An 18,313-nucleotide genomic window follows, 5' to 3' on the forward strand; every position below is an offset into this window, starting at 1 on the left:
CGCGGACCATTGCAGCGGCCGAAGGAAATCGGTTCACTTCAAGTGTTCGTCCTCGACGTCGATCGTAGGCCAACGCTTGCCTTTGAAGCACTTGACCTTGCAGAGGCGCAGGACATCTGCCGCGACGCCGACCTGCGGACCGATCTTTTTGCGCTCACATCGAACGGCGCTCCGATCTGCGCGCCAAATTCAGCGCTGGTCCCCCGACTAGCAGCACAAGAGGAGATCGCGGCGTTCCGGCATGCGGTCGGGCAGGCCCCGGCATCTGACATGCCGACAATGACATTCCTGATCAAGATCGACGGTGTCATGGTCGTATCATTCGGCCCGGAGTAGGCCTGAGATCGTCACCCCGAATTTGCCCGAAGGACGCCGATCGAGATCTAGGCTCCTAGCTATGCTATAATTACCCCGCGGCTATAAGCGGGAGTTCTATCGAGGCCCCACATAGATGCCGTCCCATCTGTTGCCGTCGAGGGCGAAGCCGGCGATGGTCAGCGTTTTGCGCTGAGCGCAGGTTTTCTTCACTCAGTCATTGATGCGATGCGGCCGGAGGTGTAGCGGCTGTCGCGCACTTTTGAGACGACGCCTTCCGGACCGACCTTGCAGGCGTGCGCGAAACATATGCGGCCCGTCGACTTCGAAGCTTTCGGAAAACGGCACCTCGGCATCGGCGATGATCTTCTTCAGCAGCGCCTTGATTCGAACAGCGGCACTTTCCGCAGATCGTAACCGTTGAGATAGAGCAGGTCGAAGGCTACCAGCACGATCTTGCGAGTTCGTGCCATCAGCTCATTCTGAAGCACGGAGGAGTCGGTGGTGCCGTCGGCTGCGTGCACCACGATCTCGCCGTCGAGATCGCGGAGCCGCGTCGATGTGCCAGGCGTCGGCGGCAATCTTCTTGAAACGGTTGGCCCAGTCGTCGCCCGACGAATGTAGACGTTCGGCGTTCCGGCTGATGCGGATTCCGTTCCTTTGTGGTCAGTATCGTACAGACGCAACCGGAATGAAGGGTAGGCTTCGCGTGTGTGGGGCAATGCAGCGGCGGCGGTTGCGGGTTCGTCGAGGAAGCTCCAAGCCTCGAACGAGTCCGCTGGCGTCGACGCTCTTCTACTGATCGCATGTATCGACTGCGCCACCAAGCGCTCGGTCAAATCCAGCATGATGGGGCGCGCGCCGCCCTAATCGCGCAAAGCCGACATTGGAGCTGATGACGAGGTCGCCAAAGGGCCACATCCAACTTCATCGAACCAGGCGTTATTGGCGGCGCAAACCGGACGCTCGCCAGCCCAACAGCCCATCCAGCAGCTTGAGGATGAGAAGCTGGCGCATCGGCTGGCAAATCCGAAACAAGGTCCGGACGGTAGTAAGGTCAGCAAAGGTGATCGGGAACAACAGAGTGGCGATTGCGCGCTCCGTTGACAGGCCCGGGCACTAACAGTCAAGCAACATGCGTCCGCCGCTTTGCCAGACGACTCTTTAAGATCAGCGTTTTCCGGCTGCTCCGTCTCTTTGGCGAGCCGGCCGCGTAGTAACGCCGAACACGGCGGCTTCCTCCGGCTTCAGATTTTGGACAGCGCTCCGAAGCTCGTTCTCGGCTTGTGACTTGATCTCGAGGACCAGGTTTCCATCCATGTAGGAGTTCAGCTCTTCCGGATGGATGTAGCACTTCCTGCAGATCGTCGGCGTGTTGCCGAGCCGTGCGGAGACTTTTTCGATCGCGCCGCGAAGATTGCGCTTGGCCTGAGCGGCGTTGTCGAAGCTTTCAAGTTCGCTCAAGGCCAAGGCCGCCAGCACCGTCCCCGCCAAGGTTCGGAAATCCTTTGCCGTAATGTCTTTACCGGTATTGCCTTGAGATACTCATTCACGTCGGTCGATGTGACATCCTGGCAATTACCTGGTTCATCGATGTACTGAAGGAGCTCCTGCCCGGGGAGCTCCTGACAGGCCCTAATGATCTTGGCGAGGCGCCGGTCGCGTACGCGCAGCGACCATTGTTTGCCCCCTTTACCGGTGAAGCGAAAACGAACCTCGTTTCCCTCGACGCCCACGTGCCGGTTCTTCAACGTGGTCAGGCCATAGCTATTGTTCTGCCTGGCGTAATCGTCATTCCCTACACGTATCAACGTGGTCTCCAGGAGATGCACGACGGTTGCCAGAACTTTTTCCCGCGGCAGACCGCGCAATGCCATGTGCTCGCGTACCGTTTCCCGAATGGAAGGCAGCATGCCTGCAAATGCGACCACGTGCTCGTACTTCGTGCTTTCCCGCACCTCGCGGAAGCGCGCATGGTAACGATATTGCTTGCGACCCTTTGCGTCACGGCCGGTTGCCTGGATATGGCCATCCGGAAACGGGCAGATCCACACGTCAGTCCAGGCGGGCGGGATCGCGAGTGCTCTTATCCGCTTCAGTGCGTCAGGCTCGATGAGCCTCGAGCCGTCGGGTCGTGCGTAGCTGAATCCCGTCCCCGCCTTCTTGCGCCGAATACCGGGCCGTTCGTCGGAAACATAGCTCAGGCCCGCTATTCGGCATCCCGCGGGTCGACGACGATCGCCTGCGCGCTATCCGGTGGCTCGACCAGCAACACACCCGCCTCCTATCCTGCCCTCAAATGAACCTTTCTGATCAAGGGAGGTTCCTTGAGGTTTTGAAGAGGCAGAAAAGGCATAAGCTATCAACAACGCCACTGTTTAGCGGTGGGCTCAAAGAGCGGGCGCCGCTGAAGCTATCTTGGGCCAACCGGCTCTGCGGTGGCGCCCGCCGCGCCTTCCCGTGGCCGGTTTCGCCGCGCCGCTCCGGCGGGTAGGAGTTGCCGGGCGCCCGGCGGCGACGCTTCGCCGGAGCGCGCCCATGAGGTTGACGACGTTCTCGCGTGACGGCGTGACGGCGGCGCCTGCGTGGGACGCTGACTATCTCGATGCTGTGAGAGAACTGGCAACCCTGCGTATCTGCGATCTATCCATTGAATGGTCGACGGGTTGAGCGCAGCAACGGGCGCACTACCCGTGACACACAATCTCATGAGACGAACTGCCTTCTTGTTTGAATAAATGGAATGACGGTTTCAGCAAAGCTCGAGGGCAGCAACCGTTTCGACATCTCGATACTGGCATTCGGAACGCGCTCGAGCAAATCCTCGGATTCGGAAAACGTCCTCATGGCACCTGCCAGCGCATCAACATTACCGGTCGGCACGATGAATCCGTTGACGTCTTGCTGCACGAACACGTCTCCGGCTCCGCATTCATCGGTACAGATTACTCCGAGTCCTGCCGAAACGGCCTCCTGGATCACGACACCCCACGGTTCCAGAATGCTGGGCAAGACGAGGCATGCCGCTTCCGCCAGTACCTCGGGCAACTGTTTCGTCTGGACGAATCCGATATCTTGGATTCCAGGCACTCCGGAAAAAAGATGTTTGAGGGGCCCGTCACCGGCAACAATCAGAGGCCAGGGTTCGGAGCTGTGGCGGCTGTACAACCGATACGCTTCCACCAAGATCGAAACGCCCTTCACAGGCGCATAACGGCCCACAAATAGGAATCTCTTGCGTTCGCGAGCGTTGGCGGGATGCCGTCCGTGCGCCAGCGTGTGCCAATCACAAACAGCAAAGCCCTCGCAGATGTCGTCTGGACGAAAGCCCATTTTAAGCGCGAACTTCATCTGTCTCGACTGCCGCACCGGAGGAAATCCGTGACCGTCGAGATACTTGGGGCCGGAGAGGAGGGCGCCGTCAAACAACGTGTGGAAGAAGTATCGCCGCAGGGCCCGCCCTCCCCACTGTTTAAGGAGAAGCGGAAACTCGCTCCCGCTCCTCAGAGCTCCCAAATGCCCGCGCCATTGGCTGTCGAGACACACGATGCGCACGGCTCTTCCGGCCCACCGCTTCATCAACTGGCGATACGCGCGCCTGCGCCACGACAGAACGATGATTCCGTCCGGCTCAAACTCACGCAGGGCATGGTCAAGAGCGTCGACGTCGATTTCAGCGCCGTAGGTCAATTCAGCCTCTACAGGCCCGAAGCTCTCCTCGGAAAACCTATATTGGCCATTGAGAGTCCCGACGTGTCCCTGCTGACGAGCACGAAAGACCATCACGTGATGCTCGGACCGAATGTACTGCACCGTTGAGTCGATATAGCCGGTCCAGTATGCCCACAGGAATGCGAGTCGGAGGGGCCGATAAGAACCATCATGCGCAAATCGTCCGGCAATATCCTCAACGGCATTTCTGATGCGGAGAGGCGTTCTGCCGTGACGACGGCCGCTCATCGCGTTTGATTGCGCTGGAGCGCGCATATGCCCTTCCGACATACACTGAGTGGGACACGCCTATAACGGAGGCGACCGGGATCGGTTCCCTCTGACGGAGAACCTCCAACGGCGGCTTGCGCATGAATACTGGGATGGAAAAACAGAACGCCCGGCGACCTTTTCACATCGGATTCGACCGGCTCCGTCGCCGGGCGGTGTCGTGGGATGCTTCCAAGAAAGCGCTGGCAAGGGAACTTCCCACAGGGGGCCTCGTTGTAGCGGGCAGCATCCCCGGGCCACGGTGGAGGACAGGATGAAGGCAATGAGCTTGCTCAAGCTCCTGTTTGGGTCGGCTGCACAATCTCAGCGATTCCTGATACTCATGGCGGTCCTGCTCGCCCCGGTAGCGGCGCGCGGCGAGTACCTGCTGGCACCAGGAGATGTGCTCGAGATCCAAGCAGTCGGAATTCCGGATTTGCGGCATCGGGTCATGATCGATCTGAATGGCCAAGCCTCATTTCCATTGATCGGAGATGTCAAGGCGGCAGGCCTCAGCGTGGCTGAATTGCGGAAACAAGTGAAGTTGATACTTTCAACCAAGGCATTTCGCCTTCGGGTGCCAGATCAGCAGGGGCGCTTGATGTCGCGGGACGAGGTGGTCACCGTGTCTCCCGATGAGGTTACTATGACCGTGGCGGAATATCGGCCGATATATCTCAATGGCGACGTGGCCAATCCTGGGACTCAGCCGTATCGGCCTGGAATGACCGTGCGCCAGGGCATCGCGCTTGCCGGCGGCTATGACACAAAGCGGTTCAGGGGGCGTGATCCTTTTCTGGACTCATCGGATTTTCGCAGTGATTACTACGAACTATGGACAGAGTTTGCCAAGGTGCGGGCACAGGCCGAACGTTTCCAAGCCGAACTCGACGGTAAGAGCGCACTCGGGCAACAGAACATGGACGATCTGCCGCTCCCATTGGTGGTGACTTCGAAGATACTGGATCTTGAGGCTCAACGGCTCAGCGTCGACAATTCCGATCATCAAAAGGAGAAGCAATATCTCGAGAACGCCGTCCAGCAGGAGGACGGGCGTATCGCGACACTCCAGCATCAAAGAGAGACGGAACAGAAGGACGCGGACACTGATGCTGCCGATTTCGCGGACGTGCAAGCCAGATTTAGCAGGGGGCTGGTGCCCATGACACGGCTCTCGGACTCCCGCCGAATGACGCTGTTTTCAGCCACTCGAGTGCTTCAGACGACCGCGCTCATAGCTCAGGTGGCGCGCGAGCGGAGCGAATTCGCCAGACGATTGGAGCGTGTGCAGGACCAGAGGCGCGACAACCTGCTGGCAAAATTGCAGGACGCCAACGTCCGACTCGCCACCATCCGGGCTCGACTCCAGGCTGTCGGCGACAAATTGTTATACGCGGGCGTGGTGCGATCTCAACTCGCCCGCGGAGCCGGTGGTGAGCCAGATATCAAAGTGTACAGAAATGACAATGAGACCTCCAGCAATATGACTGCCAATGAAGAGACCAGGCTGATGCCCGGCGACGTCGTTGAGGTGCGGCTGCGACTGGAGGGCCTCCCGAAATTCACCGATTCTGGATCGCCCGCGGCGCCCGACGAAGGTCAAAAGGAGGAGGCCGTCGGGGCGCGAAAATAGCACTCCTCGCTGTTGTGGTGGGGTGTGTAGCGCTGCATTGAGCGAAGGTCGGTCTTGTTCAGAATCGCACCGAGCAGTTTGCGATGCACTCCTTGGGCTGATGCCAAAGCGCATTGCACCGTCTCGTTCGAGGTCTTGCCCCATTCCACCACCAGGACGTAGGCGTCGATCGTCACGGTTGAAGCCCGGATGGCGATAAGTGGCGCAAGGGACGGTAAATCCACGACAATATAGTCGTATTGCCGTCGCAGTCCTTCAAACATCGTGCGGACGCTGTCCGATGCCAGAAACTCCGTCGGCTCGAACGGCTCGGGCATTTTCAGGAGAGGCAAGAAATGCATTTTACTCGCGTCAGAGGTCCGGAGGACTTCCTCGGCGGCAGCGCGCGCAAGGGCCAAGTCGCACCAGCCCTTCAAGGCGCGCGGCGTCAAGGAACGCGACAGCGTCCTCTTGCGGAAGTCCGCATCAACGAGCAGGACTCTGCGTCCTCCACGCGAGACAAGCTGCGCAAAATTCGCAGCGACGGTCGACTTGCCTTCCCCGTCGAGCGCAGATGTAAATCCGACAATCCTCGACGGCTGTTCTGGCAGAAGAAGATCGCACAAGGGTCTTATCGAGCGGATTGTGTCGGCGAAATGCGAGGTGGGATTTATCAACACATACGAGAAGAGGCCATTCGAAGGTATCAGTTTGGAATCCGCTAACTTGTTCCGGAACCGCGCGCGCAAAGCCAGAGGTCGCCAGTGTGGCTTTCGAATCCATTCGAGCGCGCCGAGACAGTTCGTCTTCAAGCGTTCCGCAACGTGCTCGGGCGTCCGGAACGTCCGATCCGACAGCTCTGCCCAAGCAGCAACCGCAAGACCGATGCAAAGTCCGCCGAATACAGCAATCGGCAGCACGAGAACAGGATTCGGCTTGCTCTTGAATGCTGGCGGCAAAGCTGGACTGACGACTTGACCCTCGGCGAACTGGAACGACTTCTGCTGACCGGCTTCAGCGTAGCGCTGGACAAAGCTGTCGTGGAGCCTTCGGTACGTCCTTGCGTTTGCCCGAAGCTCGCTCAGCTTTGCCTGCTCGTCGATTTCATTCTTTGCTTGAAATTCTTGGACTTGCTTCTCTGCATCGGCTGCCTTCTTCTCGAGGTCACGCAGCCGAGCTTCCAGCCAATTGGTGGCGGCATCTGCGGCCTGATTTGTGGCATTGATCCGATTTTCGATATACGCGGCAGTAACGGCATTCGCAATTTGGGCGGCTTGCCGAGGATCAGTATCGGTAAAGTTGATCTTGATCACCGCAGAAAGGCCGACCCGCGACACGGATAGATTTCGTCGCAGGATGCGCATCGCGTCCTGTTCGGCAGTCAAACCTGCGGTCCTCGTACCTGTGAAAGCCGTATTTTCCGCCAGTTGAAGCGTTTTGACAACTGACATCGCGATTGCATCTGATTTCAGAATCTCGACTTGGCTGTCGACCGTTTTAGAATCGACAGAATTGTCGCTGCTAGCGGACTCCAGTTGAACAGGGCGGATTTGCGGCTTCTCGATGTATAAAACGGCTTCCGCAGTAAAGCGGGGGGCAGCAAAGAGAAGATAGCCTGCGGATGATGCGATGCTCAGGGCAAGAAATGTCAGGATCAGTCGTAGGTTGCGGCGGAGGAATGCGACTCTCTCTGCTGGAACAGCGGGCGCTTGTTCCACCTCCCCGAGCAGAGCTGTCGACTTGTCGGGTCGATACATTTGGGGCCAAAACGCCAAAGACACAAACTACGCTTAATCATTAACGCACTTCACGTTCCAATGTTCCGCGTGACATAGTCACCAATGACGGGGGCGCTACCGATCGGGAACGAAGACGTTGGGTGCATCTGGTGCTAAGTGTAGCGGGCCCACGCGTGGCGCGGAGGGGCGCCCCGGATGAGTATGACAGCAAGCTCCTTTGCATTTCTCGTGCATGAGCTGGCGGAAAAGCTCCGCGAACACCCGTCGTGAATGGGTCCCAATTTTGAACGACGAATGAGCCGCGCCTCTCGGGTTGCGCCACAGAATTCAGCGCCCGAGCGATTCGCGTCCTTTCGCAGGAAGAGGAGGGTACCGGGCCTTCGCTGCAGCAAAGTCGGATGGCAGACGATCCCTGCGTCGGTACTGTGCATCGGAACCAGATGAAAAGCGGTGCAATAGAGGCAGGTGAGTGGTGGGTGGCAGCCGACTCCCTCACGCCTGCCGGGGCCGCGAGCGCTGTCTAGATGTTCGCAACCATGAGATTGAAAAGCGCGTTCTTCGGGCCAGCAAACGATTGGTCCGTCGAGATCTCGAAGTGGACAAGATCCCCAGGGACTACATGATAATCCCGATGATTAGTGTTCTTGATCACGGTTGCAACCTTTACGCTCCTAGAACCGTTCTTGATGGCAAGCTTCATCGCTCCGGAATCGATTAGCAGTCCGTTCTTGAAGACCACCAGCTCGATCTTTCCTGCTGTTACGTCCGCGTCCAAGCTGACCTCGATCGCCCATATCCAACCCGCAGCCCCCACGAGTTGGCCCTTGACCGCGCTAGGTGAGTCGTTCGTCACGCGATCCATGCGCGACTTCAGGCCGTTTTTGTAAAAGCGCAGGACTTCCGTAGTCGCGAAGGTGATGTCCGCCAGTTGCTGGTTGTCCAATAGAAAGACATGGGGGGAAATGATGTCGGCAACACTGCGGAACTGGACCCGTGCGTCATGTGTAGTGGCCACCGTCAGCTCACCTGACTTGCGTGTGGTCGCAACTTCTTGATAGCCGTCAATGGTCACTTGCGCGCCGGCGCTGGCGTGAAACACGGAGTGGGGCCGTGTGCTGTCGATCGTCGTGAATCGCATCTCGACGCCTTGGAAGCGGTAGGTGCCTTGTTGAGTCGGCCCGTTGCCGCTCAGGTCAAAAATGACGTTCCGCGGCGTGTCGGCTACTGTGCATTGCTCCATTCGCCATGCGCGCACATTGACCTCGGTCGTTCCACCCCAGCAGACGAGCTGAGATCCGCGGCCGAAATTGATCTCGACATTGTCGATGTTGACGCTTGAGCAACCCGCCAAATGAATGAGTTCCTCTTCCGCCATTTGCCGAAGCGCGTAGACATGCGAAATCAGGATGTTCGGCATCCCCTCGACCGGGTTGGTCCTCAGGCGAATGGCCGCGCCACTCGCCACGTAACCGCTGAAGAGATGCGACATAATACATCCCCACAGGTTCAGAGGGCGACCAGGTGCCTGCACCTCGCGAGTTGAAACAAGTCGACATCCGTTGTGGTTCTCGCAATTGTCGATCTGAAAATCCGCGTACCCGCCATCGTCGAACAGGAACATATTTGACTCTTTGTTCGCGATGGATTGATTGCGCGTCCACGCCGCTCGCAGGTTTTTCAGGCTGAAAGCACGGTTGGTCGTATCTCGATAGTCGTGACCGTGGCTGGAGAACAGGAAGATTGGCTTGTTGTTGGCGGCTTGTGTGATGGTGACTCGCCCAGCCTCTCCCGTGATCGCCCAACCGTGCTTGCCATGTGGAATTGGTAGAGAGTCGGAGATCAAATATGATTGCGGCGTACCGGGGATCACCAGTTGCATTTTGTTGTTGCAGGCGTAATCGATGGCCTGCCGAAAGGCATTTGTATCGTCGTGCACACCATCACCGACCGCACCAAACTTCCGAACGTCTAGTCGGGCTTCAATGGTTTTAGGTTTGTTTGACTGCGCACGAGCTGAACCTGAAAAGCCGCCCACAGCGCCCAGGAAGAGCAAGTCACGGCGGTTCATGTCTCTCTCCCTCGCGTTCCATTCACTGGGCACTTCGGCACGCGCGCGAACCTTGAATTGAGGTCTTTTTTCCGAGTATCCGAATCCATCCGTTCCCAAATGGCCCAAAGGCACGGCAACAGACGGCCGCAACACGTCTTACGCGCTTTACGCGCTCCGGCGAGGTTCGCTTTCCAAACGAGGAGGGCCGACGTCGAGCCCCTGCGCGTCCCGCAAATGTTCGATGAACGACTCCAGTCCCTTCGCTGCGATCATCCGACGGGCCTCGTATAGCTTGGCGTCCACGAGAAAGAGGTTCCACAAAGCCTGCAGGAAGCAGAAAACGAGACCCTGCTGCCCGTCGAGAAACCCCAGTCGAAACACGTACCGATACAGGTAGTACGCCAAAGCTCGAAAGTAGGGTGGGAGAGCGGGATATATTCTGGCTTTGATCCTGTGGTAGACAACTTGTCGTCGGGACACATTGCCGCTCAATGCATGCTGCGACAGTCCCAGCTGCAATTCATAGTCGAGTAGGTCAATCACCCTGCGGCTCGAATACTTGTTGTGTTTGTCCGTCCACCAAGTGAGGTCCCGTAAGTTCTCGTCGATCAAGTCGCCTGGGCAGTAGTCAACCAGTCCCTGCTTGACGACGCAGTACTCGTCGATCCAACGCTGTTCTACTCTGCCCAATCCTGTCCGCCAGATTTTCAGGACTCTCATCGGGTAGAAGCCCCCGTGGCGAATTGGGCGCCCGAGAAATACGACAAGGCGGTCAACGTAAAAGCCGGAGACGGAGGCGGGTGCGCGCGGAATGCGTGTCGTCATCGATGTGGCGAGCTCTGCCGAAATGTACTCATCTGCGTCAATACGCATGACCCAATCGGTATCGGTCGGCAGGTTGTCGAGCGCCCATTGAAATTGATCGGCTTGATTTTTGAATTTTCGTTGCACCACCTCGGCGCCCTCGCGCCGGGCGATCTCGACTGTCGCATCTGTTGAAAAGGAATCCACGACATAGATGCGCGACGCGACAGGTTTGAGACTGCGAATGCAGCGTTCTATGTGCAATTCTTCATCGTAAGTCAGGATGATCGCCGTGAGCGACAGGCCCGAGGACCAACTCGCGTCTTTAGCAGGAACGGTCGTGTCGGCCACGTGCTTCTCCTGGTTCGGACCAAGGCGCTAAACGCTGCTGTCAGTCGCAGGTTCCGACGAGTCGGCCCAATTTTGTCCGGACCTGATTTAAACCTATGTTTATTCGATGCCATGCAGCTCCACCAACGCGGGAACGCAAGTGCGGATCGGGCGTTCCGCACCCCGGTGGGAGATACCCCTCACATGTGCGGTATTGCAGGCTTCCTCGGTCCCTGGAGTGACCGGCTGCTTGATGCGATGCTCGATCGACTCAGTCATCGTGGCCCAGACGGCCGCGCCCTTTGGCGGGATTCGGAAGCGAATTTCGCGGTTGGCCACGCGCGCCTGTCGATAATCGATCTGAGTGCTTCCGCCAACCAGCCAATGCATACAGCTGATGGACGTTACGTCATCTCATTCAACGGTGAGATCTACAATTTCAAGGAATTGCGCCGTGAACTCGAAAGCGCCGGTGTCGTATTTCGCACCAAGAGCGATACGGAGGTGCTTCTTCGTCTATTTGAATGCGAGGGCCAAGCCTGCCTCAGTCGCCTAAGCGGCATCTTCGCTTTTGCGGTCTGGGATCGTACGTCGCGGCACCTTTTCGTTGCGCGCGATCATCTCGGCGTGAAACCCTTGTACTACGCCGCGCTACCTCACGGGTTTCTGTTTGCATCAGAACTCAAGGCATTGACGGTATGCCCCGATGTATCCCGCGACATCGACGTGGGATGCGTGGCGAACCATCTCGCATTCGTCTGGTCATCCTCTGCTTCCACCATGCTAAAGTCTGTTCGGAAGCTACGGCCCGGACATTGCGCCTGGATCGACGCCAACGCCCGGCTGAGGATCGAGCGATACTACGAAATTCCCCAGCCGTCCCCCCGCTGCGAGCGAGTTGAATCAGCGGCTTTTCTGAGTTTGTTCGATCGGGTTGTCGCGGATCAAATGGTTGCCGACGTGCCGGTCGGCGCTTGCTTATCCGGAGGCGTTGATTCCAGCGCCGTTGTGGCGTCGATGTGCAGAGCGACTGATCCCGCTCGGATCGTCACATTCTGTGCAAGCGTGCCGAAGGACCGTACTCACGCCGATAATTTCGGGGACGATATTGTCCATGCACGCGAGATGGCAAGAAGGCTGGAGGTCCCGCTGGTCGAAGTGCCGACTACAGCGAAGCTTATCGATCAGCTTCCCCGAATGCTCTGGGAATTGGACGAGCCGACCGGCGATTTTGCCGCCCTGCAGACCCGGATGATCGCTGCAGAAGCGAAGCGACACGGCATCAAGGTCTTGCTGACGGGCACCGGGGGAGATGATCTGTTCACGGGGTACGGTAGGCACGTCGCAGCGTTCATTTGGGCGGCGCTCGATCAGATCCCTTACGCACGTGGATTGGCCTCACGCCTAATCAGGGGGTTCCCTAGCCGTTCCGTTCTTGGGCGTCGGCTCGGCCGCCTTGGTCAGCTGTTGGCCTTGAGCGAGGACGAGATGCTGACGGAAGCCATGAGCTTCTCGAACTGGCCGGCGGCCGAGCGGATCTCGCTCGTTGCGACGGCCCCAGACCAATCGTTCGAGAGTCATAGCGCCCTGTTTGGCCGATTGCTGGGCAACACGCGCGAATTGCATCCAGTGGAACGACTGCTGCAACTGGATCTTCATGGATTCGTGCCGGACCTCAATCTGAATTACACGGACAAGATGGGAATGCAGGAGGGGGTCGAACTCCGCGTGCCTCTGCTTGATCTCCGGCTGGTGGCGTTTGCCATGCAAGTTCCGATCTCACAAAAGATCGCGCTCTGGCAAACGAAGCGGATTCTGCGGAAGGCCATGGCGGACCGCTTGAATTGGGCTGTTCTGCATCGCGCGAAGCAAGGCTTTGGCGTCCCTCTCAGGGCCTGGATGGCCGGTCCCGCACGCGGCCTGATTGTGGAAATGACATCGCCGCGCGTCGTTACAGCGCGAGGCCTCTTTGATCCCGCAGCAGTCGCTCGGTTGCGCAATGCGTTCGACCAGAATCGGAGCGATGTGGCGTTCATCCTCTTCACGCTCGTGTGCATTGAGATTTGGTGCCGTCAGCTGAGCTGCCAACCATCGCTCGCGAGCACAGATGCGAGAAATGCTGCTTAGTCGTACGACTGGGCGCCCGCACGTCGGCGTAACGGTCCTTGCTGGAGAGCGCGAGGATGAAACAGATCGTCCAAAGTGCAAGTACTGGCGCCCTGTCGGTTCGGGACGTACCCGTGCCGCGCGTCAAACCAGGGCATCTCCTGGTTCGCACTGCGGCCAGCCTGATTTCCGCTGGCACAGAGCGAATGGTCGTCGAATTTGCAAAAAAGAGCCTGATCGGGAAAGCAAAGAGTCGGCCTGATCTGGTCAAACAAGTAGTAGCCAAGATCCATCGCGATGGCCTCTTGGCCACCCTGGATGCTGTGCGAGCGCGTCTCGACCAGCCATTGCCGCTCGGTTATTCCGCTTCGGGCGTTGTTCTGGAAGTGGGCCCTGGGCTCGAAGGCAGATTTCAGGTTGGCGATCGGGTCGCCATTGCGGGAGCGGGAATCGCCAATCACGCTGAGTATAATGTTGCTCCAGGCAACCTGACAGCCTCTGTCCCAGGGGACGTATCCCACGTCGAGGCGTGCTTCGGTACCCTCGCATCCATAGCGCTCAACGGCATCCGCCTGTTAGAACCGAAGCTGGGCGACGTGGTTGGGGTCATCGGTGTGGGTCTGGTCGGCCAATTGGCCACTCAGCTCCTTGCGATCCACGGGTGCCGCGTAATCTGCCTGGATTACAGCGCCCAAAGGCTTGCTCTGGCCCGGTCCATCGGTGCCGAATTTACCTGGAATCTTGCTGACGGTAGTCCCTCCGCGTTCATCGGATCTCACACCAACGGCGTCGGTTGCGATGGCGTCGTGATCGCAGCTGCTACGAATTCAAGCGAACCATTTGACACGGCGGCGGACATTGCGCGCGACCGCGCGAAGATCAGTCTGGTGGGCATCACCGGGACCGCGTTTCCGTATCGCGAGTTTATGAAGAAAGAGCTTTCGGTCGTCGTCTCGCGTTCCTATGGGCCCGGAAGATACGACAACGACTTCGAAAAACGCAACGTCAAGTACCCTGTCGGCTGGATACGCTGGACCGAGGCAGACAATTTGGCTGAGTGCGTTCGTCTGATGAGTCCGAGCCGCACGCTCCGGCTCACTCCGACAGCACTCGCGACGCATCGGTTCTCGATACAGGATGCGGAAAAAGCCTATGAACTGGTTACGGAAGGGGCGGAGCCGCATCTGGGGGTCGTAATAGAATATCCGGCCGACGAGGAAGCAAGAGTCGGGCCGATCTCGACTATCGAAATGCGGACTCGTCCGAATCCGGATCCGGGCCGCCGCCGGTGCTCCTTGGGGGTGATCGGCGCGGGGTCTTTCGCGCGATCAAAATTGCTGCCCACACTGGCCTGCCACCCGCAGGTGGTGCTGCAAACAGTCGTGACGCAGCGCGGCGTTTCGGCTGACGACACCCAGCGCAAATTTGGTTTTTGCCATTGTGGGACAGACGAATCGGCAGTTTTCGACGATCCCGAGATCAATGCAGTTGTCATCACCACGCCGCACAGCACCCACGCGGCTCTCACCGCTCGTGCGCTGTCCGCGGGCAAAGCCGTCCTCGTCGAAAAGCCGTTGGCCCTGACGCGGGACGAAATGAATTCAGTCATAGAAGCTCGCAATATGTCTTCCGCATTTTTTCAAGTCGGATTCAACAGACGATTTGCGCCGATGATCGCTTCCTTGCATCGCCACTTGGCGCCGTTGTCTGGGCCAAAAAACGTTCTCATGCGCATCAATGCGGGGCAACTCGCACCTGACAGCTGGCAGCGAGAACCTGACGAGGGAAGCGGTCGCATCCTCGGTGAGCTCTGTCATTTCGTCGATTTGGCCCGCTTCCTGATCGGGGCGCCGATTGTAGCGGTTCGAGCTGATGCGGCGCGCCTTGTTCGCGGGCTGTGCGAGGACGTCACCGTTGCCATTCGGTTCAGCGATGGCAGTCTTTGTACCCTTGTCTATACGGCACTCGGCGATCCAGCCTACAGCAAGGAAAGAATTGAATGCTACGCTGGCGGCACAGTGGCCAGCATCGACAATTTTCGGATGCTAGAGATCGCCGCCAACGGCAGTGTCCGACGCCGGTGGAGCAGATTGAAGCAGGACAAAGGTCATCAGGGTGAGCTCGACGCTTTCGTCGCGGCGGTCGTGGAAAACACCGGCCCGCCTATTCCGGAACCAGAGATTGTGGAAACGAGCCTGGCAACGATTGCTGTTGTCGAATCGCTTCGAACCGGCTCGGTCGTGTTCCTATGAAGCCCGGTCGCATCATCAGAACGGGGCGACACCTGAGTGCAGAGCAATTGTATTATCGCGTATGGTCGCGCGGGCAGTGGGCAATGGCCGGGAAGTTTCCCACGCTATTCCATAGATGGGTTAATAAGACAGCCCGAGAGCTTCCTGATCCAGAATTTCGCGATCCGCTGCTTCACGCGGCAAAGCATGTTCTTCACATGCAGAATTGCCTTTACGGCGCGCACCTCGCAGAGATCGCAGAAGGGAGATTCCGCTTTCTCGGCAGGACGATGGATTTCGGCGGAATCGATCGCATCGCGTGGCGCATCGAAATGGGCGAGGGCAACAATCGTCTTTGGCGGATGACGTTGTCGTATCTGGGTTGGACGGTGCCATTCCTCGCCGGAGGCGCTGCGAGCGACGTAGCTATGATACGTCGGACAATCGACAGCCTCGTGGCGCAGAACCAGTGGGCCGTGCCGGGTGTATTCCGAGACATTTGGCATCCGTATTCTGCAAGTCACCGCCTGATAAACCTGCTTGCGGGATACGCACTCCTGCGTGCTGCGGGCGGGCGCCAGTCCGACGACCTCGAGGCTTTGCTCGAACACGCAAAGTTATGCGCTGCATTCGTCCTGTGCAATCTGGAGCGCGACCTCCAGTTCAATCATCTATTGAAGAACTACGTGGCGCTGTCGATGTATCGCGCGGCTCTCGCGCAGAACACGCCTCGCTTGGAATTCTTGGACCGCGCGATACGACAGACCCTGGATCAGGTCGTGCTGAGCGATGGCGGCCACGCCGAAAGATCGCCGATGTATCACGCACTGTGCCTGGTCGACCTCCGAACGTTGAAGGCGGCCAGCTCGCCGGCTGATGCCCCTTGGCTGGAAGCAGCCATTTCAGCGATGCAGTCGGCCCTTGGCGTCATGTGCCATCCGGACGGCGATATAGGCCTGTTCAACGATTCATGGATCGGCGAGGCTCCATCGGCGATCGAACTTGCACCGCCGCCGGCGGACGGGCGGCTCGCGTTACCGGAAACGGGATACATTCGACTGTCCGGTCAGAACGACGCCGCCATTTTTGATTGCGGCCCCTGTGGTCCTGAGTCCAATCCGGGGCACGCTCATGCAGATTTTCTCAGTGTTGAACTTTCGGTCGCCGGCAAGCGGTTCCTTGTGGACCTCGGTGTGCCAACATACTCTCAGGGTTCTGCGCGGGACGATTGCCGATCCTCTTCCCGTCATAACGGTCCGCACGTCATCGACACTGAGCCGATCGAGTTTTGGGGGTCATTCCGTGTCGGACGCCGAGGGTCGGCACGTCCCCTAGAGGATCCGACGCTCGAGGGTATAGCGCCACTGTGGGCGGCCGGATATCAAAACGGCTTTCGTCCGGCAGGGGCTGATGTGGCGCGCTGGGTTGGACTGTGGCCCGGGTGCGCTTTGCTCATCGTCGACGTCTGGCGCGGTGTTGAATGCGCACGTGCAGGTGTTCGATTCCTGGTGCCGGGGACGTGGTCAGCGTTGCCGTCCAGCGCATTTGCAGCTGACGGAGTGCAGGTAAGCCTCGGCGTCCTCTTAGGAAAAGCACCACATATCGAGAGCGCCAAGTGGTGGCCGAAATTCGGTGAGGCGCAATCTGCGCACAGCGTATTCATACATCCATCACCGGACTGCGATGGGTCGGTCGCGGCGACTTTGTGGACCTGGGGCGAACGAGCACCGGCAAGGCTTGCTGAAGCTTGCGCCATAGCAAGGACCTTGCTTGCACACTGCCGAGGGCATTTGCCATGAAAATCGTCGTCTGCGGGCTAGGATACGTAGGCGTGACAGTTGCAGCCTGCATGTTACGCAAGGGCGCTACGGTGGTCGGCGTTGACGTAAACTCCCAAAAAGTAGAGATCGCTAACGCGGGTTGTTCTCCCGTGAAAGAAGCCGGGATACACGAAATCTTTGCGAGGGCTAGAGCTGAAAGTCGACTAACCGCTGCGACGACGCTCGGCAGTGCGCTCGCGGACGCGGACGTCGTGGTCGCGTGCGTCGGAACTCCGAGCTGCGAGGACGGCTCGCTCGAACTGTCTTACGTCTCTTCGGTTTCGGAGGAAATTGGTATGGCCGTCCGGCATCGATCATCCCAATGCCGGCCGCTGCTGTGCCTTTTCCGATCAACAATGCTGCCTGGCACCATGGACGCGGTGGTCGTGCCCAAGTTGAGCGAAGCGGCAGGAGAGCCAGCCGGTCATCGTTATGAGCCGGTCTACAATCCGGAGTTTATGCGCGAATCGACCGCTATTGCAGACTATTTCAACCCTCCGAAAATTGTCGTCGGCGAGCGATTTCCTGGCGCAGCACAGGAGCTGTATGGCATCTACGATGGGATCGATGCGCCCGTATTCAAAGTGCCGTTTGCCGTGGCGGAGATGGTCAAGTACGTGGACAACTATTTCCACGCACTCAAAGTCTCCTTTGCCAATGAAATTGCGAGATTGGCGCTCGCTGCCGCCGTTAACCCGCAAGACGTAACACGCATCTTCTTGTCGGACACCAAACTCAACGTCTCCTCTTACTACCTGCGACCGGGCAATGCGTTCGGCGGATCCTGTCTTCCGAAGGACGTTCGTGCTCTCGGCGCATTTGGGCGAAAGCACGGAGTGAACGTGCCGCTCCTGCAGAGTGTGATCGCCAGCAATACGGCTCACAAGTCATTTGTAGCGTGCTTGGTTCTAGCGCGCGCGCCGAAAGGATCACGCATCCTGCAGTTGGGACTTACGTTCAAGCCCGATACGGACGATCTGCGCGAAAGTCCGCTGGTTGAACTGGCCGCGACTCTGCTCGAGGAAGGATACGATCTGTCTCTGTTCGAACCGGACCTCAAGCCCGAGCAGCTCATCGGCGCCAACCTGGCGTTTGTACGCGCGAATTTGGCGCGACTGCCGGGACTTCTGGTCACCGATTTCGCTCGAGCGGCGGCAAGGGCGGACCTCATCGTACTCGGAAAGGCGATGCCTGGCATCAAACTGCCGACCGGCAAGCAGGTTCTTAATCTCTATCGCTTGTAGGCAATTCATTGGGCGGCTGGGGTTGGCGAGGTTTGTAAATGTTGCGGACGGCGGCTGCAATATGGCCCCCGCCGTGGAGTT

At 58.5% G+C, this 18,313-nt stretch carries 13 protein-coding genes and 2 pseudogenes; 7 read left to right on the top strand and 8 right to left on the bottom strand.

Annotated elements, in window-relative coordinates; genetic code table 11:
* Positions 1-9 precede the first annotated feature (9 nt).
* Positions 10-336 carry a hypothetical protein gene (locus tag V1286_RS05670; protein WP_334478139.1) on the top strand — a complete coding sequence of 109 codons (327 nt, stop codon included), beginning with the start codon at positions 10-12 and terminating at the stop codon, positions 334-336.
* A gap of 99 nt (positions 337-435) precedes the next feature.
* On the opposite strand, the pseudogene V1286_RS05675 reads toward V1286_RS05670, so the two are convergent.
* The 4 genes and pseudogenes from V1286_RS05675 to V1286_RS05690 all read right to left on the bottom strand — a co-directional run.
* Positions 436-927 (bottom strand): annotated as a pseudogene (locus V1286_RS05675) (ATP-dependent DNA ligase); the annotation flags it as partial.
* A gap of 558 nt (positions 928-1,485) precedes the next feature.
* Positions 1,486-1,779 carry a hypothetical protein gene (locus tag V1286_RS05680; RefSeq protein ID WP_334478141.1) on the bottom strand — a complete coding sequence of 98 codons (294 nt, stop codon included), beginning with the start codon at positions 1,777-1,779 and terminating at the stop codon, positions 1,486-1,488.
* Positions 1,776-2,369 (bottom strand): DNA topoisomerase IB, encoded by a 594-nt coding sequence (locus V1286_RS05685; protein ID WP_334478142.1) that lies wholly within the window; start codon positions 2,367-2,369, stop codon positions 1,776-1,778. The genes V1286_RS05680 and V1286_RS05685 overlap by 4 nt, the downstream gene beginning before the upstream one ends.
* A gap of 9 nt (positions 2,370-2,378) precedes the next feature.
* Positions 2,379-2,528 (bottom strand): annotated as a pseudogene (locus V1286_RS05690) (DNA topoisomerase IB); the annotation flags it as partial.
* Positions 2,529-2,853: 325 nt separating this feature from the next.
* Here V1286_RS05690 and V1286_RS05695 point away from each other — a divergent pair.
* A complete protein-coding gene (locus V1286_RS05695) occupies positions 2,854-2,985 on the top strand; it encodes a hypothetical protein (RefSeq protein ID WP_334478143.1) in 132 nt (43 codons plus the stop codon).
* Between the two features lie 36 nt (positions 2,986-3,021).
* Here V1286_RS05695 and V1286_RS05700 read toward each other — a convergent pair whose 3' ends face one another.
* Entirely contained in the window at positions 3,022-4,302 is a 1,281-nt protein-coding gene (locus tag V1286_RS05700) for a glycosyltransferase (protein WP_334478144.1), read from the bottom strand.
* A 268-nt stretch (positions 4,303-4,570) separates the two neighbouring features.
* On the opposite strand from V1286_RS05700, the gene V1286_RS05705 reads away from it, so the two are divergent.
* Positions 4,571-5,929: a polysaccharide biosynthesis/export family protein gene (locus tag V1286_RS05705; RefSeq protein ID WP_334478146.1), complete on the top strand. Its 1,359-nt coding sequence runs from the start codon at positions 4,571-4,573 to the stop codon at positions 5,927-5,929.
* Here the strand turns inward: V1286_RS05705 and V1286_RS05710 are convergent.
* The 3 genes from V1286_RS05710 to V1286_RS05720 form a co-directional block, all read right to left on the bottom strand.
* A complete protein-coding gene (locus V1286_RS05710) occupies positions 5,896-7,665 on the bottom strand; it encodes a Wzz/FepE/Etk N-terminal domain-containing protein (protein ID WP_334478147.1) in 1,770 nt (589 codons plus the stop codon). The genes V1286_RS05705 and V1286_RS05710 overlap by 34 nt on opposite strands.
* A 502-nt stretch (positions 7,666-8,167) precedes the next feature.
* Positions 8,168-9,715: a glycosyl hydrolase family 28-related protein gene (locus V1286_RS05715; RefSeq protein ID WP_334478148.1), complete on the bottom strand. Its 1,548-nt coding sequence runs from the start codon at positions 9,713-9,715 to the stop codon at positions 8,168-8,170.
* 147 nt (positions 9,716-9,862) lie between these two features.
* Entirely contained in the window at positions 9,863-10,852 is a 990-nt protein-coding gene (locus V1286_RS05720) for a glycosyltransferase family 2 protein (protein ID WP_334478150.1), read from the bottom strand.
* A 183-nt stretch (positions 10,853-11,035) separates the two neighbouring features.
* On the opposite strand from V1286_RS05720, the gene asnB reads away from it, so the two are divergent.
* The 4 genes from asnB (at position 11,036) to V1286_RS05740 (ending at position 18,232) form a co-directional block, all read left to right on the top strand.
* The gene (gene asnB / locus V1286_RS05725) at positions 11,036-12,958 is read left to right on the top strand and encodes an asparagine synthase (glutamine-hydrolyzing) (RefSeq protein ID WP_334478151.1); all 1,923 of its coding nucleotides are present in this window, start codon (positions 11,036-11,038) and stop codon (positions 12,956-12,958) included.
* A 56-nt stretch (positions 12,959-13,014) separates the two neighbouring features.
* On the top strand, positions 13,015-15,189 hold the full coding sequence (locus V1286_RS05730; protein ID WP_334478153.1) for a Gfo/Idh/MocA family oxidoreductase: 2,175 nt from the start codon (positions 13,015-13,017) through the stop codon (positions 15,187-15,189).
* An 83-nt stretch (positions 15,190-15,272) separates the two neighbouring features.
* Positions 15,273-16,967, top strand: a complete 1,695-nt coding sequence (locus V1286_RS05735; protein ID WP_334478155.1) for a heparinase II/III family protein — start codon at positions 15,273-15,275, stop codon at positions 16,965-16,967.
* Complete coding sequence (locus tag V1286_RS05740; RefSeq protein WP_334478157.1) at positions 16,964-18,232, top strand: nucleotide sugar dehydrogenase; 1,269 nt, start codon at positions 16,964-16,966, stop codon at positions 18,230-18,232. The genes V1286_RS05735 and V1286_RS05740 overlap by 4 nt, the downstream gene beginning before the upstream one ends.
* Positions 18,233-18,313 lie beyond the last annotated feature (81 nt).

Origin of the sequence: Bradyrhizobium algeriense (assembly GCF_036924595.1) — a bacterium.
GTDB classification, from domain to species: Bacteria; Pseudomonadota; Alphaproteobacteria; order Rhizobiales; family Xanthobacteraceae; genus Bradyrhizobium; species Bradyrhizobium algeriense.